Source organism: Nocardia cerradoensis NBRC 101014, assembly GCF_000308535.1.
Classification (GTDB): domain Bacteria; phylum Actinomycetota; class Actinomycetes; order Mycobacteriales; family Mycobacteriaceae; genus Nocardia; species Nocardia cerradoensis.
This window is the reverse complement of the sequence record NZ_BAFW01000367.1, coordinates 1-21894: the sequence shown is the minus strand read 5'-3', so window position 1 is coordinate 21894 and position 21894 is coordinate 1. Positions and strand designations below refer to the sequence as shown.

The following is a 21894-nucleotide window of genomic DNA, read 5'->3' as shown; positions in this document are numbered from 1 at the left end:
TCGGCCGCCCCGAAAAGGTGAGACTGGACCGGTTGGAGCTGTCGACGGTCATCACTGACTCCTTCTACTCCCGAACTATCTGTTCCGGCGGTTAACGCTAATCGGCGGGCCGGGAACCGAGGGTGCTTCGCGAATCGTCTGTGCGGAAATCGAAGCAGGTCGGCGGGCCGTTGTGATCGCTCACAGTCGCCGGGGCGTGATTCGATTCCTCAATGCCACAATCGGCGGCAGGGCAGCGGTCGCAATCCGGGCCGGACCATGCCGTCCACGGTGACGGCCAGCCCGGAGTGCACCGCGGCGGCGGCGAACTCCCAGGCCTCGGCGCGGGTGGCGGCGTATTCGAGCACCATGTCGCCATCGGGGCCGGTGCCGCCGAAGTAGACCGTGATCCGGCGAGTGGGGACGTCGGGGACCGTATCGGAGATGTCCATAGCCGTGCTCCTTTGCATCGGTGCAGGAACGAAGCTACGTACTCGCGGGTAACCCGAACAGGTTTCAGTGCGTAATTCATCGCGTTACACAGACCGCCGCGCGGCAAACTTGTGATTTCTCAGGACCTGCGGTGCCGATTTCGGGTTGCCTCGCGCGCGCGATAATCTCTTGGCCCATGGGCCATACCGCGGTCCGGCGGGCGCTGAGCGTCGCCGCCGGCAGTCTGCTGCTGTTCGCTGCCGCCACGACTTCCGCACCGGCGCAACCGATCTACCCGGCACCGGATCCGGATCCGTTCTACGCCGCGCCGGCCGATATCGCCGAGCACAAGCCCGGCGACGTGCTGGCGACGAAACCGCTACCGCCGCTGGACATCTTCCCCGACACCGACATCACGCTGATCAAGTTCCGCTCGACCAATTCCGAGGGCAAGCCGATCGCGGCGACCACCACGGTCCTGACCCCGCGCAAGCGCGCGGCCGACGGCCCGCTGCTGTCGTATCAGACCATCATCAACGGGCTGGGCACCGATTGCGGTGTCTCCCATGTGCTCTACACCAAGAACCCCGATCTGATGGTGCGCGAGGCGCCCGCCTACAACGTGGTGTTGCAGCGCGGCTGGAGTATCGCGATGCCCGACCATCTCGGGCCGCAATTCGCCTACGGCGCAGCGCGTCTGGGCGGCCAGATCACCCTGGACGGCATCCGTGCGGTGCAGCGCGCCGCCGATCTGAAACTCGAGCACAGCCCGGTGACGATGGCCGGCTACTCCGGTGGCGGCATGGCCACCGCGTGGGCGGCCGCGCTCGCGCCGGCCTACGCACCGGAACTGCGCATCGCCGGGGCCGCGGCCGGCGGCGTGCCGATGAACATGGTGAAGATGCTGGAGGGCCTGGGGTACGGCTCGCATCCGGCCTTCGGCCTGGCGATGGCGGCCGGACTCGGCCTGGAACGCGAATACCCGGACCGGTTCCCGCTGTCGGAGCAGCTCAACGACAAGGGTTTGGCGGCGCGGCAGGTGATGGCCGACAGCTGCACCAACGGCCTGCTGGCCGCGGGCGCGGGCCACGGAGTGACCGAGTTCGCCAGGACCACGTCGATGACCGAGGATCCGGTCGCGCGCAAGGTGGTCGAGGACAACAGTCTCGAGCTCTACACCGACAGCGTGCCGAATATGCCGGTGTTCGAATGGCATTCGCCCATCGACGGCCTGATCCCGGTGGACTCGATCATCGCGACCGACCGGCGCTGGTGCCAGGCCGGGGTGTCGGTCCAGTCGGAGGCCATTCCGGTGCCCGACCACCTCACCGCGGCGGTCCTGGGCTTGCCGCAGGTGCTGAACTGGCTGGACGGTCGCATGCACGCTCAGCCGGTGCCGAGCAACTGCTGAGCGCGCCACTTCCACACCGCTCGCACGCCACGAATTCGATATCGATGCGGACTCGCGCCGCACACGATCCGAACACGCCGCGCGGGCAACCGGATTCGCGCCGGTAGTCTCGAGTCACCTGGTTCAGCGCGGAACTCGGGTTGGCAGCGCACGGGGAACCAGCGGTGAGCTTGAGTGGGGTGCGCCATGCGAATTCGGCATGTTCTGGTCACGGTATTGCTACTCGGTTGCGGTCCCGTCGCGGGTACCGCGGCGGCGCAGCCGCCGATGCCTCTGCCTCCCTTGCCGTTACCGGCTGTTTCGTTACCGGGACTGCCGACGCAGCCGTTCGCGGTCCAGCCCGCGTCGCCTCGGGACGCCGTGCCGCCGGATGCCCAGGAGCCGGCGAAGTCGAATCCGCCCGCGCCGGGTCTCGCGCAGTTGCAGCAGTGGATCGACGTCCTGATTCCGCCGCCGCCCATCCCGGTGGCCGATCAGGCGGCCGCGGGGGAGACCGGTGTCACCGCCGACCTGGCCCGGCTGCAGCAGGCCGTCATGCCCTCACCGGTGGGCGATCCGCTGCTCGACGACTGGCCCGCCGATCTCGCGGGGCTGCGCCCCGGTGACGTGATCGCGACCCGGAACGTGACGGCGACCGCCGCACCGCTGCTCGTGGTGCCCGTGCGGCAGGCGCTGCAGTTGAAGTACCGCACGACCGATGCCCACGACGCGCCCTCGTATGCCACTGCGACACTGGCGATTCCGGCCGCGCCGTGGACGGGTCCAGGATCGCGGCCGGTGCTGGTGAACAATCTGCCGATCGACGCGCTGGGCCGGACCTGCACGCCCGGCTACACGCTCGCGCACGGCTTCACCGGCGACACCGGGACCACCGATTTCGTCCCGCCCACCACCCAGCTGGCGCTGCTGCGCGGATACGCGGTCCTGATCCCCGATCACGAGGGCCCGCGGATGGCATATGCCGAGCCCTTCGTGGCCGGTCACGCCGTGCTCGACGCGATCCGGGCGATGCGCGCGGCGCTGCCCGCCGAATTCGGCGCCAGCCGCTACGCCATGCACGGCTACTCCGGCGGTGCCATCGCTACCCGCGGCGCGGTGGCGCTGATCGATTCCTACGCACCGGAATTGGCCCCGGCGATCGTCGGTGCGGCACTGGGTGGGGTGCCGGCCGACTATCAGATCCTGTCGCAGAGCATGAACGCCAACTTCGCGTCGGGAGTCTTCCTGGCGGCCACCTTCGGGATGGGACGGGAGCGGCCGGAGATCCTGGGCCGGATGAACAATCTGGCCCGGTGGGCGGCCCTGTCGCCGCTCAAGGACACCTGTGCCGGCGTCTTCGCCGTCCCCGGAGTGCTGTCGCTGCCGATCGACATCGCCGCCGACACCCCCGATCCGCTGCACAGCGCGCTGGCCGGCGACATCTACCGGGTGACGCGGATGCAGGGCATGAAATCCGCTGTGCCGCTGTACGTCTACAACGGCGAACAGGAATTCTGGATTCCGGCCGCGGGCGCCCGCGAGTTCTATCACGACCAGTGCTCGCTGGGAGTGGCGGCGGTGTATCGCAGCGTGCTCGGCGAACACATCATCGCGGCCGGATTGGGATATCCCGAGGCGATGGGCTGGGTCGATCAGCGATTGCAGGGTATGCCGGCCCCCAGTGAATGCTGAACGGCCGGTTCGTACATTCGCGCTGTCGTCGCGGGGAATTTTGTGCCGCGACCCCAGCCGCCGCCGGGGCGATTCATGAATTGTCATCGGATCGCCGGTGTTTCGGTTCGAGGCGATTCCGTGGCCGTACCGTGATGTGAACGCGGCACCGGTTTTTGCGCGGACGGTGCCGCGTTCGGCAACCGGCGCACCCGCACCTTCCGGAAGGAGAGGAGGTCGGCACTGCGGACGCCGGACCGGCCACCGGTGAGCGGCTCCCGACTCGAAGCCGCCGCTCACGGCGCACAGCTCGACTCGCGGCACCAGGACTTCCAACCCCTTCCTCGACGCGGTCACTGTGCGTAGCAGTGGAACCGTCCGCCGGGTGCACCCTCACCCCAAGGCATCCGGCGGGCACACTTCGCGCGGGGACAGATTCTGGAGCGACCCGATGACACCATCCGCACCCAGCCTGGCGGCGACTCTGACCCGAAGCGTGCGCAGCGAGGCGCCGGCGCCGCATTCCGACACCACCGCCGAGTTCGGCGCGGGGGTGCGCGAATGTCTGGCCCTGGCAGCCGATATGGTCGCCGAACCCGATCCGGAACCGGCGGATGCCGCACGGCTGGCCGAACTGGTCGGCCGGGCCGGCGCGTGGGCGCGTGAGGGCATCGATCTCGACACCGTGCTGCGCGCCTACCACGAGGCGGTGCGGCGCGCGTTCAGCGATATCGCCGGAGGCCGCGGTGACGGCGAGACGCTGGTCGCCGACGCCGAGCAGGCGCTGCGGCTGCTGGAGACGGTGACGGTGGCGACGTCGGCCGCCTACCTCGACGAACACCGCTCGGCCGCACGGCATCATCAAACCGCTGCGCAGACCCTGGTCACCGCGCTGCTGAGCGGTCACGGCCGCGCGGCACTGGCCCGCCGCACCGGGATCGTGGTCGCACCCGCCTACCAGGTGGTGGCGCTGTCGATCGCCCCGCATCCCGGCGAATCCGATCCGCGCCGCAACGCCGAAACCGTGGCGCGCCGCAAACTGCGCCGGCTGCAGAGCGCGTTGGCGCCGGTGCTGGGTTCGCGGGCCCTGTCGCTGCTCTCGGTGGACGGCGGCACCGTGCTGGTGCCGGTCGAGGACCCCGATGCGTCGGCTCGCATCGATGCCCCGGTGCTGACCGCCGACACCCTGGATGTCCTGTCCGCGGCGGCCTCTGTGCCGCTGACCGCCACCGTCGTCGCGGGGCCCACCGCACGCATCCCGGAACTGGCCGCCGAGGCTCACGAACTGCTGGAACTGGTGCGCGCACTGCGTCGCCCACCGGGCCTCTACGGGATCGCCGACGTCGCGGTGGAATATCAGCTGACCCGGCCCGGCCCGGCGCGTGCGCACCTGGCCGCGGTGCTCGGCCCGTTGCGGCCACATCCGGATCTGCTGGAAACCCTGCGCGCCTATGTGGATTCGGGCCTGGACCGCAAATCGACCGCGGTGCGGCTGGCGATCCATCCGAACAGTGTGGCGCACCGGGTGCGGCGGATCGAGCGGTTGACCGGTATCGAGCTGGGCCGTCCGGACGGTATCGCGCGGGCGAGCCTGGCGTTGCTGGCCTTCGATCTCGGCACCCATTCGCGCACCGAGGAGTACGCGTGAAAGTCGCCGATCGCGATCTGCTCCGTGAGCTGGAACCCGTCGCCGAACGCTGTCTCGCGGATCATCTGCGCAAGTCACGCGCCTGGCATCCGCACGACTATGTGCCCTGGGGTGAGGGCCGCAATTTCGCGGCGCTGGGCGGAAACGACTGGGCGCCGGAACAATCGGCGCTACCGGAGGTGGCGCGGGTGGCGCTGGTGACCACTCTGCTCGCCGAGGACGATCTGCCGTCCTGTCATCGTGTGATCACCGAGACGTGCGGCGGCGACGGCGTGTGGGGACGGTGGGTGGGATGCTGGACCGCCGAGGAGAACCGCCACGCCCTCGTGATCCGCGACTACCTGGTGGTGACTCGCGCGGTGGATCCCGTTGCGCTGGAACGCGCCCGGATGACGCGGCTGACCAGCGGCGTCGCCGCACCGGGGGCCCCGCGGTTGCTGCGCGGGTTGGCCTGTGTGACACTGCTGGAGCTGGCCACCCGGATCAGTCACCGCAACACCGGCATCGCCTGTGGTGAACCGATCGCCGACCGGATGCTGTCGCGCATCGCCACCGACGAGAACCTGCATATGATCTTCTACCGCAACATCTCCCGGGCCGCCCTCGAGCTGGCTCCGGATGCGATGATGCGCGCGATCACCGAGGCGGTCACCGGTTTCCGGATGCCCGGATCGGGCCGGCCCGGCTTCCGGCGTCACGCGCTGCTGCTGGCCGCCCACGGCATCTACGATCCGGCGCAGCATCTGGAGCGGGTGGTGCGTCCGGTGCTGCGCAACTGGCACGTGTTCGAGCGCACCGATCTGACCGCCCCGGGGGAGCGGGCCCGCGACGAACTGGCCGTCCATCTGGCCACTCTGGAGAAGGCGGCCGACCGCTTCCGGGAACGGCGGGAACGAGTGCGCGCCCGGGAGGCGGCATTCGCGGACGCTTCGGCGGTGGTGCAGCGGTGATCACCCGTGCGGCGCTGGGCGCCGCTCTGGCCGTGGCCGCCGGCGCGATGGCGGCCGCTCCGGTGTGCGCCGATCCCGCCGCGCCCCCGCCCGCGGCTCCGCCGGCGATCGATCCGGCCGTGACGCGAACGGAACTCGTGCGCACCGAAACGCGCGGACCGGGCTGGGACCGGCTGTATGTCGCCTCCGCCGCGATGCATCGAGTGGTGCCCATCGATGTGCTGCGCGGCGGCGGGAGCGAACCTCGGCCCACCCTCTATCTCCTCGACGGCGTCGAGGGTGCGGCGACTTCGGGGTGGCTCACCGACGGCGAGGCCGCGCGCTTCTTCGCCGGTAAACCGGTGGACGTGGTGCTACCCGGCGACGGCGTCGGCAGTATGTACGCCGACTGGGACCACTACGACCAGAACTTGGGTCTCAACCGCTGGGAGACCTTTCTCGTCGACGAACTGCCGCCGATCGTGGAGAAGTTTCTGCATTCCGACGGACGCCGGGCGATCGCCGGAGTGTCGATGGGCGCGCAGGCGGCGATGATGCTGGCCCAGCGTCACCCGGGCTTCTATCGCGCGGTCGCGGGTATCAGCGGCTGCTATTCGACCGCCGACGAGGTCGGACAGGCCGTCACCCGCATCACCGTGGCCTCGCGCGGAGGAAACCCCGAAAACCTGTGGGGCCCACCGAATTCACCGGAATGGGCGGCGCACGACAGTTATCTGGGCGCCGATACCCTGCGCGGCACGCCGATCTATCTGTCGGCGGCCACCGGCCTGCCGAGCCCACCGGATCTGACCGCGATCGCCACCGCGCACGACGTCGCCGGTGCGCTGCGATCCGCGGGCGGAGGTGTGGCGCTGGAGGCGGGGGCGCGCACGTGCACCGAACGGTTCGCCGCGCGGCTCGCGCAACTGAACATCCCGGCCACGGTGCGCTACATCCCCGCGGGGACGCATTCCTGGCCGGATTTCACCGCCGCCCTGCCGTCGGCGTGGGACGCGCTGGCCGCCGGACTCGGTATCGCGCGGACCTGGGGTCCGCGCTAGACGGCCGGCGGCGCTGGATTCCCTACCGGGGCCGCTTCACTGCTGCGGCCCGAACACCTCCAGCACCACCGGCGGGAGATCCTGCGGGCTGACCGTGCCCACCACCAGCACCCCGGCATCGACGAAATCGGCTACCGCACGGGGCATATGGTCGGCCGACGTGACGACCACCGCATCGCCGGCGCCCAGGGTGTGCATCAACTCCGCGGAGTTGACGGCGTTTTCGACGGTATCGCTGGCGCGTGACTCGATGTGGATCCGGTCCGGGGCGATGCCGTGGCCGGCGAGCCAGCCGGCCATGGCGTCGGCTTCGGTGGTGCCACCGCGCGGATTTCCGCCGGTGACGATGATCGGCGAGGCCGGCGACACCATCGCCTGTACGAGCGCCGCCTGCAACCGGGCGACGAGTTCGGGTCTCATACCGCCGTCGGGCAGCAACCCGTAACCGAGCACCACGATGGCGGTGGTCGGTCCGTGCGGGGCGGGCAGCGGCGGCAGCGGATCACCGACGGCGCGCAGCTGTTCGATGACGCCGGCCGCATCGGTGAGCGGATCGGCGGCGGCGGTGGGGAAGGCGACCGCGGTGAGGGCGCCGACGGCCAGAGCCGCTGCGGCGAGGAAGCGAAAACCGTTGGGGCGCAGAGAAGTGCGAATACCGGGCATCAGGACTCCAGACGACGTGGGGCCGTGCCACGTACGCACGTGGACCGGACCGGACGGACAACTCCAGTGAGAATCCGATATCTGTTCGTGATTGCGTCGTAATTGGTTGTATCGCTGGATATTTCACGGCACGGCCGACATTGCTGCTGTGACTGCGCCGATAACGGGAAAAGCCCTGACGCCACCGGGCAATTCGCCCGGCTGTGCAACTTCACTGCGGTCGGTTCGGCGCCTCGTGAGATTCCGAAGAGACTGCCTTTGTCCGTATCGGCGGCCCGTCAGCGACTTTAGCGTCTGAGTTCAGTTTCGGCCGCGCGGCTCGCTGTCGCGCATCGCAACAAAGAACGCCGATGTTCTGACGAAAGGTTCACCCATGAGACCAAACACCCGCCGCAGGCCGCTGAGCGCCGCGGTCGTCGTGGGGGTTTCGCTGTTGTTGATGGGCTTCGCGGGGATCGGCGCCGACGCCGAGCCGGCGGTGGCGTCGAACGATCAGCAGCAGGAGCAGCAACTGGTCGACTTCATCGACCAGGGACTGAAGAATCCCGCCGCCCACCCGATCGCGGATACCGGCAGCTCCGGCACCGGTTCGGCCTGCACCTCGGGCAGCGGCGCGGGATCCGGCAACGGGTCGGGCGACTGCTACGGCGGTTCCGGGTCCAGCTCGGGATCCTCGGGTGGAACCTCCAGCGACACCATCGGCTACGGCCCGGCGCAGAGCTCGTTCCTGGCCGCCTTCGGATACGGCCTGCTGCATCCGGACGTGGCCCCGCCGGGAACCAACGACTGGAATTGCCGGCCCACCGCGGCGCATCCGGAACCGGTGGTCCTGGTGCACGGCACGTGGGAGAACGCCTACGACAACTTCTCTTTCGTCAGCCAGCCGATCAAGGACGCCGGCTACTGCGTATTCACGTTCAATTACGGCAAATCCAATCTGATTCAGGGCGGCGGCCTGGGATCGGTGCTGCCGGGCGCGAACGGCACCGGCTTGATTCAGGATTCGTCCAAGCAGCTGGCGCAATTCGTGGATCGCGTGCTGGCGGCGACCGGGTCGCAGAAAGTGAATCTGGTCGGCCATTCCCAGGGTGGCGCGATGTCGCGGTGGTATCTGAAGTTCGACGGTGGCGCGGCGAAGGTGCATCACATGATGACCTTCGGTGCCACCAACCACGGCACCACCCTCGACGGCATCGGCGCGCTGGGCCGGGCCATCAACAACTTCGGCATCGACGTGCTGGGACTGGTGGAGATCTTCGTCGGCCACTCCGGTATCCAGCAGACGGTCGGTTCGGATTTCGTCAATCAGCTCAACGCCGGTGGTGACACGATGCCGGGCGTGGACTACACGGTGGTCGGCACCCGCTACGACGAGGTCACCACACCGTACGATCTGACCTTCCTGCAGCCTGGGCCCGGTGCGACGGTCAAGAACGTCACCCTGCAGGACGGCTGCGAACAGGATCTGTCCGATCACCTGACGATGATGTATTCGCCGCGGGTGCTCTCGATCATCCTCAACACTCTCGATTCGGCTCAGACTCCCGCGCTGACCTGCAGCTTCAACCCGTGGCTGCTGGGCGGTGGTGGCAAGCTCTGAGTCGTCCGGCCTGCCCGCCGGGCGATGTCCTCACTCAGCATCGCCCGGCGGGCCTCGTCGTCTCCGCGGCGATCGTTTTGTCACGAAGGAGTTCTCATGTTCGGAAAGGTGCTGCGCGGCAGCATCATTCCCGCCGTTCTGATGATGGCGGGCGCGGTGCTGGGGGCCGCGCCCGCCGGTGCGCAACCGGACCCGGTCGCCGCGGACGGGTCGGCGGTCACCGGTAGCTGGCGGCTCGATCCGCGGACCGAACAGTTGCGGGTGCATTCGGCGGCGATGAACACCGACATCATGGTGAAGGTGCAGACGCCGGCCGACGACCAGGAGCCCGCGCCCGTGCTGTATCTGCTCAACGGCGGTGGGGGAGGCCAGGATTCGGCCACCTGGGAGCGCAACACCGATGTCGCGGGTTTCCTCTCGGCGAAGCAGACCTATGTGGTGCAGCCGGTCGGGGGCCGCTGGAGCTACTACACCGATTGGCGCGCGCCGGATCCGAAACTCGGTGTGTACAAATGGAAGACGTTCCTCACCGCCGAACTGCCGCCGCTGATCGACGGCCGCTACCGCACCACGGGCGCCAACGCGCTGGCCGGCTTGTCGACGTCGGGGACCTCGGTGCTGCAGTTGCCGATCGCGGCACCGGGACTGTATCGCTCGGTGGCCGCGTATTCCGGATGTGCGCAGATCAGCGATCCGATCGGCCGGGAATTCGTCAAAATGGCGGTCCAGACGTGGGGCGGCGGCGACGTGGAGAACATGTACGGCCCCGACGACGATCCGATGTGGGCGGCCAACGACCCGTACGTGCACGCGGACGGGCTGCGCGGACTGAATCTGTTCATCTCCACCGGCACCGGTGTACCCGGCATGTATGACGCGTACGGCGGTGACCATATGCAGCCCGGTCCGCGCGGATATCTCGATCAGCTCGTGATCGGCGGAGTGATCGAGGCCGCGGTGAACTGGTGCACGCACAATATGTCGACTCGGCTGGGAGAGTTGGGCATTCCGGCGACCTTCGACTTCGAACCGACGGGCACGCATTCGTGGGGCTACTGGCAGGACGCGCTGAAACGCTCGTGGCCGGTACTCGCCGCGGGACTCGGCATCGCGCCGTGAACCGGTTTCTCACGCGGTGAGTTCGACCGCCGGCGCCGCGCCGGGCTCGTGGCTGGAGTCGCCGCCGCGGCCGGGCGCACCGGGTGCGCAACTGCCATTCCACGCCGCTGGACCGCCGGGGGTCCTACGGCCGAGGGAGCCGGTGTGCGCGTGTGGCACGCCACACCGGCCGGTACGGTGGCCCGGCAGTCGTAGACTGTGCACGAACCACATGACGATGGGACGGTCGCAACGAATGATTCGGGCAGGTGAGCAGGTGACCAGCGGAGTCCTGCGGTGACGGCGGCGGCCACCGAGACCGCCTCCGGACCGGGCCCGGGGGAGACTCCGCCGCAGCCGGTACCGGCGCTGGAGAAATTCGGATTCGCGGAGTTCCGCCGTACCGCCGCGATCGGCACGACGATCGGCAGCCGGGTGACACGGCGCGTGCTGCGCCAAGGTCTGCGCCCGGCGAAGCGGCGACGGGCGATGGCCGAGGGGACGGTCGACGGTTTCGAGGCGCTGGGCCCGATGTTCGTCAAGCTCGGGCAGCTCATCGCGTCGTCGCCGGCCTCGTTTCCGGACGAACTCGCCGACGCGTGCCTGCGCTGCCTCGACGACGTCCCGCCGTTTCCGGCCACCGACGCGCGCGCGGTGATCGAGGCCGACCTCGGCGCCCCGATCGATCGATTGTTCCGGGAATTCGACGACGAACCGCTCTCGGCCGCCTCGGTGGCTCAGGTGCATGCCTGCGTCCTCGCCGACGGCCGCCCGGCGGTGCTCAAGGTGCAGCGTCCCGATATCGCGCGGCGCATGATCGTGGATCTGCGCGCCGCCTATCGGCTGGCCGGCTCGCTGACCAAACGTTCGGAGAACGCCCGCATCGCCAACGCCGAGGGCGTGGTCCGCGATCTGTACGACACCACCGTCGCCGAGCTGGACTTCCGCAACGAGGCCCGCAACCAGGCGCAGGCGCGGGCCGATCTGTCCGCCTTCGGCGACAACACCGGTGTGGTCGTCCCCGAGGTGTACTGGGAGTACTGCGGACCGCGCGTGCTGTGCATGGAGCGGATGCGCGGGATGCCGCTCGACCGCTTCGACGATATCCGCGCCGCCCACCCCGATCCCGAGCTGCTGATCCGCCGGCTGGTCAAGGCGTGGGTGGAAAGTGTTGTGGTACACGGCCTTTTCCACGGCGACGTGCATGCCGGAAATCTCTGGCTGCTCGACGACGGCCGCGCCGCCATGCTCGATTTCGGCATCGTCGGCACCATGACGCCGCAGTGGCGGGCGTTCGTACGCGCGCTGTTCCACGCCAGCGCCATCGACGGTGACTTCCGGCCGGTCGCGCGGGCACTGCGGGAACTGGATCTGCTCGACGGGGACGACGGTGACGACGCCACCATCGGCCGGCAGCTGGCGACCGCGCTGGCGCCGGTGCTGTCGGGCAAACTGGCGCAGCTGGATATGGGCAAGGTCGCCGCCCGGCTGGTGGAATTCGGCAAACGCCGCGGCGCGTCGGGCCCGCAGCAGTTGCTGCTGATGGGCAAACAGCTGGGCTATTTCGAACGCTATGCGGTCGCGCTGGCGCCGGGCTGGCGGCTGGGTCAGGACCTGTACCTGTTCCGCAACATCTTTCCCGAGGAAGTGACCGCCAAGGTCGCCGCCGAGGGGATCGAACTCCCCGCCGACTGAGCTCACCGGCGGGGAGCAGCACCACGAGAAGGAGTGCGCAGATGTCGCCGGAGCAGACGTCACCAGAGCAGATGCCCGCGGTATTTCTCGGCCACGGCAACCCGATGAACGCGCTGGACCGCAACCGCTACACCGAGGCGTGGGCGGCCGTCGGGCGCGCCGCTCCGCGTCCGCGCGCGATCCTCGTGATCTCCGCGCACTGGTACACCAACGCGACCGCGGTCACCGCGATGCCGCGCCCGCGCACCATCCACGACTTCTACGGATTTCCCGACGAGCTGTTCGCGGTCGACTATCCGGCGCCGGGCCTGCCCGAACTGGCCGAACAGGTCGCCGATGTGGCCCGTCCGCAGTGGGTGGGCTGCGATACCGACAGCTGGGGCCTCGATCACGGCACCTGGTCGGTGCTGGTACACGCGTTTCCGGACGCCTCGATTCCGGTGGTGCAGTTGTCGCTCAACGCCTTCGAACCGCTGGACTACCACCTCGAACTCGGCCGCAAGCTCGCTCCGCTGCGGTCGGACGGGGTGCTGATCGTCGGCAGCGGCAATATCGTGCACAATCTGCGCGCGGTCGATTTCGCGCAGCCGGACGCCGGGTACGACTGGGCGGTGCGCTTCGACGAGGCGGCCCGGGAGGTGCTGACGCGCGCACCCACCGAGGCGGCCGCGCTCGACGCCCATCCCGATTTCGCCGCGGCCGTCCCGACGCCCGATCACTACCTGCCGCTGCTGTACATCGCGGGCCTGGCCGATACCGAACCGCTGGTGCCGATCGTCGACGGGCATTGTGCCGGTTCGATTTCCATGGCCGCCTACCAGCTCGGCGGTATCTGCCCACCGCAGTCGGCCGGAAGTGGCGCACCGGGGTTGCCGGAGGGAGTTCCGGCCCTCGACAGCAATATGTGACCGCGTTCATGCCCGGTGTTGCCCGAGAAGCAGGGCGACGATGGCCAGCGCGGTGTCGATGCGTGGTCGATCGCCGCCGAGCAGGGGCGCGTAGAGGTGCGCGTCGCAGATGCGGACGATGGCCTCGCCCAGGACGTCGGCGGCCAACGGTAGCGCCAGATTTCCCTGACGCTGTTCGCTGTCGAGCAGTTCGGCGACCATGCGCGCCGACGTCGATTCGATCCTGCCGGGAAGCAGCGCGAGCCGGATGAACAGTGTCGGTTCGCGACTCGTGAGGATCCGCAGCGGTTCGGATTCGGCGACCGCGTTCATCACTCGTTCGAGGGTGTCGAGAACCAGTGCCGCACCGGATCCCGTGGCGTCGGCGAACACCTTGCGGTAGGTGCGTTCGGTGGCCTCGGCCAGCACGGTCGCGATGAGGTCGTCTCGGTTGCCGACGTGCCGGTACAGCGTTGCCCGTCCGATGCCCAGCTCGCGGGCCAGCACCGACATGTCGAGTTGTTCGCCCGCCAGGTACAGCTTCGTCGCCGCGTCGACGGCGCGACGTCCCTCGGAAGTAGCGATCATGTCGTCCATCTCCTCATACCGAGGCATGCCGTGCCCGCTCGGCGGCCGTATCGAGCTGGTTGACGAATCCTCGACTCTGAGACACACTTGCGCAGTGTCTCACACAGGATGGCGTGGATCACACTCTTCCGATCGTGTTCATAGCCGTTCTGCTCGCCGCTGATACCCCGAGGAATTCGATGTCTGCCGTTGAAACCGTCCGTGGACCCCTCGACACCGCCGCCCTGGGCAAGGTGCTGATGCACGAGCACGTCTTCGTGCTCGGCGAGGAGATGCGGCAGAACTATCCCGACTATCCGAATCACTGGGATGAGGACGCGCGGGTCGCCGATGCCGTCGCGAAGTTGCGCGAATGCGCCGCCCGCGGCATCGACACGATCGTCGATCCGACGGTGATCGGGCTCGGTCGCTACATTCCGCGGATTCAGCGCATCAACGAGCAGGTCGATATCAATATCGTCGTGGCGACCGGCCTCTACACCTACAACGAGGTGCCGTTCCAGTTCCACTACACCGGCCCCGGCCTGCTGTTCGACGTCGCCGAGCCGTTGGTCGAGTTGTTCGTCAAGGACATTCGCGAAGGGATCGCGGGGACCGAAGTGAAGGCCGCGTTCCTCAAATGCGCGATCGAGGAACAGGGCCTGACGCCCGGAGTCGAGCGAGTGATGCGTGCCGTCGGCCAGGCGCACGTGGAGACCGGGGCGCCCGTCACGGTCCACACGAATGTGCACAACCAGTCCGGTCTGATCGCGCAGAAGGTGCTCGCGGAGGAAGGAGTGGATCTCGGCAAGGTGGTCATCGGACACTCGGGCGACAGCACCGATCTGGACTATCTGTGCGCTCTCGCCGACGCCGGTTCCTACCTCGGCATGGACCGCTTCGGACTCGACGTCCTGCTGCCGTTCGAGCAACGAGTGGACACCGTGGTGCGACTGGTCGAGCGCGGCTACGCCGAGAAGATGGTCCTCGCCCACGACGCGGCCTGTTTCATCGACTGGTTCTCCGAGGAAGGTAAAGCCGCCGCGGTGCCGAACTGGAACTTCACCCACATCAGCGACGACGTGCTGCCGGCGCTCCGGGAGCGCGGCGTCACCGACGAGCAGATCGACACCATGCTCGTGCACAACCCGCGGCGCTATTTCGGTGCCTGAGTTCCGCTTCTGCACGGGCCGTGATGTGTTGCGCGCCCAGCGAATTGCGAACACGGCCGATCGAGGAGATGTACTGATGACAACCGAACCCGCGGTGATCGAGATTTCGCGCCACGGCAATCCCTTTCCGCGGACCGGCGTCGCCGAGCGTGACGGTATCGCGCACTACACCGGCCTACCGGCGACGCTGCTGGATATGCTGCGTGCTCAGGTGGAGAGGCGGCCCGACAGTGAAGCGGTCGTCGAACTCGCCGGGGATCGCCTGACGTATCGGCAGCTGTGGGAGCGTGCCGCCCGGGTCGCCGGGGGTCTGCGCGCGGCCGGATCGGAACCCGGAGACCGTGTCGCCGTGCGTTACCCGGCCGGGGTCGACTGGGTGCTCGCCTTCTGGGGCACGGTGATGGCGGGCGGAATCGTCGTCGCGGTCAACACCCGCTCGGCCGGGCCGGAGATCGATTTCGTGCTGACGGATTCGGGCGCGCGCATCGACCTCGCCCCCGGGGTGCCGCTTCCCGACGGCGAACCGGTTGTGACGCAGGATCTTTCGGCCGCCGATATCGCGGCGATCTTCTACACCTCGGGCACCACGGGTCATCCCAAGGGTGTGCCCACCACACACGAGGCGTTCGTGACCAATGCCGAGAACATGGTGCGCTGCATCGGACTTCCCCGCGATATCGGCGAGGGGATGCGGACGCTGATCTCGGTTCCGCTGTTCCATGTCACCGGCTGCAACTCCCAGCTGCTGACCGCCGCCCACCTCGGCGGCACCGCGGTGATCATGCCGGCGCTCGGCGTTCCCGAGTTGATCGCCGCGCTCTCGACCGAACGGATCTCGTTCCTGGTGACGGTGCCGGCCGTCTATGCGCTGATGGTGCGCCACCCCGACTTCGGCGCGGCGGATACCGCCGCGGTGCGCTGGGTGGGTTACGGCGGCGCGCCGATCGCACCGTCGCTGGTGCTGGCATTGAAAGACGCGTTTCCCAACGCCCAGGTGTTCAACGGATACGGCATGACCGAAACCGCGTCCCTGATGACGGTGCTGCCCGATACGGACGCCGTCGACCACGCGGATTCGGTCGGTTACGCGGTGCCGTCGGTGCAACTGGGCATCGTCGCGCTCGGCGACGAGCCCGGCGTCGGCGAGCTGGTGGTGCGCGGGGCGAATGTCACCGGCCGCTATTGGCATCGTCCCGACGCCGACGCCGCCACGATCGTCGACGGCTGGCTCCATACCGGCGACGTGGTCCGCGTCGACGATGCCGGGCGGGTACACATCGTCGACCGGATCAAGGACATCATCAACCGCGGTGGAGAGAACGTCTCCAGCGTCGAGGTCGAAGCGGTTCTGCTCGCGGCGCCGGGTGTCGCCGACGCCGCCGTCCTCGCCGTGCCGGACGCCGTCATGGGCGAGAAGGTCGGCGCCGTCGTCGTCGCCGATCGTGACGGTATCGACATTCCCACGCTGATCGAGCACTGCCGGGAACGGTTGGCCGACTTCAAAGTCCCGCAGTATGTGACCGTGGTGGGTGAACCGTTGCCGCGCAACGCGGGCGGCAAACTGCTCAAAGCCGCGCTGCGGGAACGGACGACGTGGGGCGAGCCTCTGCGGTGAGGAATGCGGCTCGGTGACGCCCTGCGGTGGCACTCCACTGCGATGACCGCCCGGAGTTCGGGCGTCGGCACGCCCGGCGCCCCTCGGCGCCGACCGTTTCGGCTTCGCATGGCGCGGGTACTGCCGCCTCATGGGTTTCGAAACGGCGAATGTCGTGGACTTTCCGCAGGCCGACGTCTTCGAATGGTTCACCCGGCCCGGTGCGCTGACCAGGCTGGCACCGCCGTGGCAACCGGTACGGGTGGTCCGCGAAGCGGGCTCGCTGAAGGACGGGCGCGCCGAACTGGCACTGCCCGGCAACCTGCGCTGGGTGGCCCGCCACGATCCGGTCGCCTACGACCCGCCGCACCGGTTCGCCGACGAACTCGTCGCCGAGGGCCCCGCCTCGGCCTTCGCGCATGTGCTGCAGTGGCGCCACACCCACGGCTTCGAAGCCGTCGACGCGGGACGTACCCGGATCGTCGACGAGGTGGACACGCCCGTGCCCGCCGCACTGCTGCGGCCCATGTTCGAGTACCGGCACCGGCAGCTCGCCGGTGATCTGGCGGCCCACGCTCGTGCCGCCGAGGACGGTCTGCGGTCGTCGACCATCGCGATCACCGGCGCCTCGGGACTGGTCGGGACGGCGCTGACCGCGTTCCTGCGGACCGGCGGGCACCGGGTGATCCGGTTGGTGCGCGGGCCCGCCCGCGGCCCCGACGAGCGGCAGTGGGATCCGTCCGCGCCCGCCGCCGATCTGCTGGCCGGGGTGGACGCGCTGATCCATCTGGCCGGGGCGCCGATCGCGGGCCGGTTCACCGACGAACACAAACGCCGCGTGCGCGACAGCCGCGTGGAACCGACCCGCGCGCTCGCCGAACTGGCCGCGCGGATCGGGTTGCCGACCTTCGTCGCGGCGTCCGCGATCGGCTACTACGGCTACGACCTCGGCGATCGCTCGCTCACCGAGGACAGTCCGGCCGGTGACGGATTTCTGGCCGAGGTGGTCTCGGCGTGGGAGGACGCCGATCGGCCCGCCCGCGAGGCCGGGGTACGGGTGGTGCGGGTGCGCACCGGTCTGGTGCAGTCGCCGGCCGGTGGGCTGCTGCGCTTGCTGCGGCCGTTGTTCGCTGCCGGGTTGGGCGGGCCAATCGCCGGTGGGCGGCAGTGGATGTCGTGGATCGGCATCGACGACATGATCGACATCTATCACCGCGCGCTGTGGGATACCGCGCTGTCGGGTCCGGTGAACGCGGTGGCTCCGCATCCGGTCCGCAATGCCGAATACACCCGCACGCTGGCCCGCGTCGTCCGACGGCCCGCGATCCTGCCGGTACCACAGGCCGGTCCGGCGCTGCTGCTGGGCGGGCAGGGCGCACGGGAGCTGGCCGCGGCGAGTCAGCGAGTGGAGCCGACCCGGCTGCTGGCCGCCGGCCATCATTTCCGCACCGATCGTCTCGAACCGGCCCTGCGGCACGTGCTGGGCCGGCTCGAGGCGCCGGGGGAGTAGACGGCCGAGTATAGACAGCGCGGGAGCGGGGACTGCTCAACCCACCCCCAGCAGTCCGATGACGGCCGCGCAGCCGAAGACCAGCCATGCCGCGTAGTCGCCGATGTGCCCGCTGTGCAATCGATGCAGTCCGTGCCGCACCGCGACCACTGCGGCCGGTCGAGAATCGTTGTCGCCCAGCATATTACGAAGGTGAATGCCGAACAGCGCCAGGGCCACCGCGGCACCGGCCGATACCAGCCCGAGGACAGTTCCGTGCAGCGTCCAGCTCAGATCCGGCGCGGACTGCACCGGAACGGCTCCCGTCAACGCGCGGTCTCGATAGCCGATCCGATCGCAGAACTGCGCGGCCGCCGCGGCCACCTCACGGCCGAAGCGTCCCGGAAGTCCGCTCAGCACACCGGCACTCAACAGCGCGAACACCGCTGCGAGCATCGTCACCGGAATGCGGCCGGGTGGGGTGTCGGCATCGGGAGTCTCGTGCGCGCCGGTGGTCTCGTCCGCCTCCGACGCCGGCCGCGGTGGACGACCGACGCCGAAGAACACCCGCAGCCCCACTCGCAGCACCGCGGCGCCGGTCAGCGCCGACACCGCGATCACCAGCACGGTCAGCGGTACCGAATGTGCCGACTCCTCCAGCAGTGATTTGCCGAAACCGGTGCCCGACAGCGGAATTCCGCTCAGCATGAGTCCACCCAGCACAAATGCCGCGCCCACCACCCGGTGCCGCCGGGCGCGACCGTACAACCGCACCTCGTCGAGAGATCGATAGCGCGACAACAGGATTCCCGCCATCAGGAACAGCGCGCCCTTCACCGCGGCGTGCCCGGCCAGATATACCGCCGAGGCCGCCACGCCCTCCGGGGTCAGGGCGGCCAGGCCGAGCAGGAACAGTCCGATGTGCGCGATGGTCGAATAGGCGAGCAGTCGCTTGATATGACGCTGCAGGACACACATCACGGTGCCCAGCAGCGCGGTACACACGGCCAGTACCAGCATCATCCGATGGACGCCCGCGGCCGGCAGCACGGTGTCGAACACCGCCCAATAGACCCGCGCCACACCGTAGATGCCCAGCGGCGCCATCGCGCCCGAGAACAGGACACACACCGGCGTGGGAGCGACCGCGTGCGCGTCGGCCAGCCAGAAATGGAACGGCACCGCCGCGGCTTTCACCAGCCAGCCCGTCGCGATCAGCCCGAACGCGATGAGTACCACCGCATCCGGCGCCCGCTGCGACAGCGCGAGGCTCAACTGCGGCAGACCCAGCCGACCGGTCCGCGCGTAGAGCAGTCCGATGCCGAACAGGCACAGATAGGCGCCCAGCGAATTGACGACCGCGAAGTTCAGGCCGCCCTGCACGGCTTCGGGTTCCTCGATCTCGAGTCCGGTCAGGGCATAGGCGGCCACACTCATCAGCTCGAAGAAGACGAACATGTCGAACAGGTCGCCGGTGAGGACATAGCCCGCCATGCCCGCGGTGAACAGCAACAGCAGCGCCGGGTAGTGCGCGCGCACGCTGTCGAAGTAGCGCCAGCCGAACAGCAGGGCCGTGGTCGCGAGCACGGCGATCAGCAGCACCATGGCCGCGCCCAGCCGGTCGGCGACCAGCACGATGCCCACCGCGAATCGCGGTCCGGGATGCCAGCCGCCGGCCCAGGTCACCACAGCGCCCGACCCCGTCGCGGCGAGCAGCCGTGCGGCCAGGACCGCGGTGGCGAGGGCGGTGACCAGCGCGAGCGCATCGATGAGGCGGCGGGGAGCGATCCGTCCGAGAAGCAGCAGCACACAGGCACCGGCGATCGGCACCGTGACGATCAGCGGCGGCAGCGCGCTCGCGGAGCCGCCCATCAGCCGCGCAAAGCGTGCAGCTCATCGGGGACCACGGTGCCGTGCCGTTTGGCCACCTGGATCACCAGCGCCAGCAGTAGCGCGCTCACCGTCGCCGACACCACGATGTCGGTCAGCGCCATGGCCTGCACCACCGGATCCACCACCGGCGAACCGGGCGGATTGGCCTGCCCGAAGATGGGTGCGCTCGCCTTCTGCTGATATCCGACGGCGAGCAGCAGCACGTAGGTACTCGACTGGGTCACCGATACGCACACCACGGTGTGGACGAGATGGCGGCTGCGGACCACGCCGAACAGTCCCATCAGCAGCACCCACGCCGCGACCAGATACGGGAATACGCTCATGTCGCCCCTTCGTCGGCGCCCAGATACTCGTCGAGGAACTGGGCGAGCAGTACGACGATGCCGCTGCCGACCGCGATCCCGACCGCGCAGCTGAACAGCGCGACGGTGCCCGCGGAGAACAGCTGCCCGCTCGTGCCTTTCGGCAGGAAGTTGGACAGGAATCCGGTGCCGGCCGCCAGCCCGGCCGCGCCCAGCGCGAGGACCGCGCCCATACCGACGGCTTCACCCGTCTCATACCAGACCAGCGGCCGGACCCGCCGCAGTGCCCGATAGTCGCCGGCCACATACAGCAGATGCAGGCCGGTGGCCAGCACCACGCCGCCCTGGAAGCCGCCGCCGGGGGTGAGGTGGCCGTGTACGACGACGTCGGCGCCGATCAGCAGCGTCACCGGCAGCAGGATGTACCCGGCGAGGCGGGTGGCGGCCAGCAGTGGTGGACGCGACGACGAGGCGACGGCCGGCCGCGGCGGCCGGGGCCGGGAGGTGCGCCGCAGCAGCGTGGCCGCCCCGACGACCGCCGCCACCAGAATGGCCTCCTCGCCGAGGGTGTCGAATCCGCGTTGATCGAAGTTGATGGAGGACACCACATTCGGGCTCCGTTGACGCAGCGCCTCGGTCACGGTGGCGTCGCGATAGGGATGAAAGTCGTTGCCGAAGCCGGGGATTCGCAGCACCGCGAGGATCAGCGCGACACCGAGTCCGAGGGCCCCGGCGGCGAAGACCAGCAGGCGCGTCCGGGTGCTCACGAGCGTCCCCGCCGGCGCACCGACCGCACCGCCAGCAACACCATCAGCGGCACCACGGCGGTGCCGACCGCGATCTGCGACAGCGCGACATCGGGGGCGCCGAGCACCAGGAACAGCGGCGACAGCAGCGCGCCGTAGACGCCCAACGTCACCGCCTGGCGCTGCGGGTTCTCGGTCCACACCACGACGGTGGCCGCGACGGCCACCAGGACCAGTGCGAGGATGATCAGTACGTTCATTCCCGTTTCCGTTCGCCCAGAACGACATTCAGCTTGCCGATCGCCGCCGAGGACACCGGTGCGGTGACCCACAGCAGTGCCGCGGTGAGCGCGACGATCGCGGTGGTGAGACCGGGGCCGTAGTCCAGCAGCACGGCCAAGGTGAGCAGCGGCCCGGTCACCGACGTGAGCATGCCGGGATAGTGCAGCCGCGCGTACACCCCGCGCGTTCGCAGCGCCGCCCACGATGCGGCCACCGCGACCACGACCGCCGTGCCGAGGACGACGGCGGCCGCGATCGCGGCGGGATCAGTCATCGCCCGCCCCGATCAGCCGGGTGAACACCAGGGTTCCGGCGAAGGCCAGCAAGGCCAGTACCGTCGCCACGATCAGATAGTCGGGACGGCGGGCGGCCAGGCTGATGGTGATCAGCACCAGCACCGTCACCGTCGCGACCATCTGCATGCCGACCAGCCGATGGGCCGCGATACCGCGAGCGGACAACCAGATCCCCGGCGGCAGGGCGCCCGCCAGCAGTGCGATCGAGGCGACGGTCCACATCAGCGTCGCCGGTCCGGGGCGCGCACCGCGCGCTGCAGCGCGGACTCGGGCAGCGGCAGGGTGTGCAGCCTGATCCGGGAATGTTCGGGATCGGAGTAGACCACCATGGAACCGGGCGTCACCGACAGCAGAATCGTCGCGACGGCTTCCCGTCCGTCGCGCTGTGCTGTCGAACCGGTTGCGGGCAACCGCAGTTCGGTGAATCGGCCGGCCGGCCGCCGCCCGCGTGCCACCAGGGCGAGCGCTCCGGCACCGTCTCGCACCACCGCGAGCGC

At 69.1% G+C, this 21894-nt stretch carries 22 protein-coding genes; 12 read left to right on the top strand and 10 right to left on the bottom strand.

Features of this window, described 5'->3' with window-relative positions:
* Window positions 1-209 precede the first annotated feature (209 nt).
* Window positions 210-431, bottom strand: a complete 222-nt coding sequence (locus ON23_RS31375) for a hypothetical protein (protein ID WP_039782808.1) — start codon at window positions 429-431, stop codon at window positions 210-212.
* A 176-nt stretch (window positions 432-607) separates the two neighbouring features.
* Between ON23_RS31375 and ON23_RS31370 the strand changes: the two genes are divergently transcribed.
* The 5 genes from ON23_RS31370 to ON23_RS31350 all read left to right on the top strand — a co-directional run bounded on the left by ON23_RS31370 (window position 608) and on the right by ON23_RS31350 (window position 7110).
* A complete protein-coding gene (locus ON23_RS31370; RefSeq protein ID WP_039782807.1) occupies window positions 608-1822 on the top strand; it encodes a lipase family protein in 1215 nt (404 codons plus the stop codon).
* A gap of 267 nt (window positions 1823-2089) precedes the next feature.
* On the top strand, window positions 2090-3493 hold the full coding sequence (locus tag ON23_RS31365; RefSeq protein ID WP_244969584.1) for a lipase family protein: 1404 nt from the start codon (window positions 2090-2092) through the stop codon (window positions 3491-3493).
* Window positions 3494-3923: 430 nt separating this feature from the next.
* Window positions 3924-5120 (top strand): PucR family transcriptional regulator, encoded by a 1197-nt coding sequence (locus ON23_RS31360; protein WP_157170347.1) that lies wholly within the window; start codon window positions 3924-3926, stop codon window positions 5118-5120.
* The gene (locus ON23_RS31355) at window positions 5117-6070 is read left to right on the top strand and encodes an acyl-ACP desaturase (RefSeq protein ID WP_039782805.1); all 954 of its coding nucleotides are present in this window, start codon (window positions 5117-5119) and stop codon (window positions 6068-6070) included. Before ON23_RS31360 ends, ON23_RS31355 begins: the two co-directional genes overlap by 4 nt.
* Window positions 6067-7110, top strand: coding sequence for an alpha/beta hydrolase (locus ON23_RS31350; protein WP_039782804.1), 1044 nt, complete (start codon window positions 6067-6069; stop codon window positions 7108-7110). The genes ON23_RS31355 and ON23_RS31350 overlap by 4 nt, the downstream gene beginning before the upstream one ends.
* Window positions 7111-7146: 36 nt before the next feature.
* Here ON23_RS31350 and ON23_RS31345 read toward each other — a convergent pair whose 3' ends face one another.
* Window positions 7147-7773 (bottom strand): YdcF family protein, encoded by a 627-nt coding sequence (locus tag ON23_RS31345; protein ID WP_051043605.1) that lies wholly within the window; start codon window positions 7771-7773, stop codon window positions 7147-7149.
* Between the two features lie 373 nt (window positions 7774-8146).
* Between ON23_RS31345 and ON23_RS31340 the strand changes: the two genes are divergently transcribed.
* The 4 genes from ON23_RS31340 to ygiD all read left to right on the top strand — a co-directional run bounded on the left by ON23_RS31340 (window position 8147) and on the right by ygiD (window position 13074).
* Window positions 8147-9373 carry an esterase/lipase family protein gene (locus ON23_RS31340; protein ID WP_039782803.1) on the top strand — a complete coding sequence of 409 codons (1227 nt, stop codon included), beginning with the start codon at window positions 8147-8149 and terminating at the stop codon, window positions 9371-9373.
* Between the two features lie 96 nt (window positions 9374-9469).
* Window positions 9470-10492 carry an alpha/beta hydrolase gene (locus ON23_RS31335; RefSeq protein ID WP_373282265.1) on the top strand — a complete coding sequence of 341 codons (1023 nt, stop codon included), beginning with the start codon at window positions 9470-9472 and terminating at the stop codon, window positions 10490-10492.
* Between the two features lie 276 nt (window positions 10493-10768).
* Complete coding sequence (locus ON23_RS31330; RefSeq protein ID WP_039782802.1) at window positions 10769-12166, top strand: ABC1 kinase family protein; 1398 nt, start codon at window positions 10769-10771, stop codon at window positions 12164-12166.
* Between the two features lie 71 nt (window positions 12167-12237).
* Window positions 12238-13074: a 4,5-DOPA-extradiol-dioxygenase gene (gene ygiD, locus ON23_RS31325; RefSeq protein WP_039782801.1), complete on the top strand. Its 837-nt coding sequence runs from the start codon at window positions 12238-12240 to the stop codon at window positions 13072-13074.
* A 6-nt stretch (window positions 13075-13080) separates the two neighbouring features.
* Here ygiD and ON23_RS31320 read toward each other — a convergent pair whose 3' ends face one another.
* Window positions 13081-13641: a QsdR family transcriptional regulator gene (locus tag ON23_RS31320; RefSeq protein ID WP_039782810.1), complete on the bottom strand. Its 561-nt coding sequence runs from the start codon at window positions 13639-13641 to the stop codon at window positions 13081-13083.
* Between the two features lie 179 nt (window positions 13642-13820).
* On the opposite strand from ON23_RS31320, the gene ON23_RS31315 reads away from it, so the two are divergent.
* From ON23_RS31315 to ON23_RS31305, 3 genes are all read left to right on the top strand, one after another.
* The gene (locus tag ON23_RS31315; protein ID WP_039782800.1) at window positions 13821-14792 is read left to right on the top strand and encodes a phosphotriesterase family protein; all 972 of its coding nucleotides are present in this window, start codon (window positions 13821-13823) and stop codon (window positions 14790-14792) included.
* Between the two features lie 94 nt (window positions 14793-14886).
* Window positions 14887-16407 carry a class I adenylate-forming enzyme family protein gene (locus tag ON23_RS31310; protein ID WP_039782809.1) on the top strand — a complete coding sequence of 507 codons (1521 nt, stop codon included), beginning with the start codon at window positions 14887-14889 and terminating at the stop codon, window positions 16405-16407.
* 130 nt (window positions 16408-16537) lie between these two features.
* Window positions 16538-17896, top strand: a complete 1359-nt coding sequence (locus ON23_RS31305) for a TIGR01777 family oxidoreductase (protein ID WP_039782799.1) — start codon at window positions 16538-16540, stop codon at window positions 17894-17896.
* Window positions 17897-17932: 36 nt separating this feature from the next.
* On the opposite strand, the gene ON23_RS31300 is transcribed toward ON23_RS31305, so the two are convergent.
* From ON23_RS31300 to ON23_RS31270, 7 genes are all read right to left on the bottom strand, one after another.
* Complete coding sequence (locus ON23_RS31300) at window positions 17933-19747, bottom strand: complex I subunit 5 family protein (protein WP_039782798.1); 1815 nt, start codon at window positions 19745-19747, stop codon at window positions 17933-17935.
* Window positions 19747-20094 (bottom strand): sodium:proton antiporter, encoded by a 348-nt coding sequence (locus ON23_RS31295; RefSeq protein ID WP_039782797.1) that lies wholly within the window; start codon window positions 20092-20094, stop codon window positions 19747-19749. Before ON23_RS31295 ends, ON23_RS31300 begins: the two co-directional genes overlap by 1 nt.
* Window positions 20091-20840, bottom strand: coding sequence for an MnhB domain-containing protein (locus tag ON23_RS31290; RefSeq protein ID WP_039782796.1), 750 nt, complete (start codon window positions 20838-20840; stop codon window positions 20091-20093). The genes ON23_RS31295 and ON23_RS31290 overlap by 4 nt, the downstream gene beginning before the upstream one ends.
* Entirely contained in the window at window positions 20837-21079 is a 243-nt protein-coding gene (locus ON23_RS31285; RefSeq protein WP_039782795.1) for a Na(+)/H(+) antiporter subunit B, read from the bottom strand. Before ON23_RS31285 ends, ON23_RS31290 begins: the two co-directional genes overlap by 4 nt.
* Entirely contained in the window at window positions 21076-21375 is a 300-nt protein-coding gene (locus tag ON23_RS31280; RefSeq protein WP_039782794.1) for a monovalent cation/H(+) antiporter subunit G, read from the bottom strand. The genes ON23_RS31285 and ON23_RS31280 overlap by 4 nt, the downstream gene beginning before the upstream one ends.
* Window positions 21368-21619, bottom strand: coding sequence for an MrpF/PhaF family protein (locus tag ON23_RS31275; RefSeq protein ID WP_039782793.1), 252 nt, complete (start codon window positions 21617-21619; stop codon window positions 21368-21370). Before ON23_RS31275 ends, ON23_RS31280 begins: the two co-directional genes overlap by 8 nt.
* Window positions 21619-21894 (bottom strand): hypothetical protein (locus tag ON23_RS31270; RefSeq protein WP_039782792.1); only part of this gene is annotated, 276 nt, incomplete at its 5' end. The genes ON23_RS31275 and ON23_RS31270, both read right to left, overlap by 1 nt.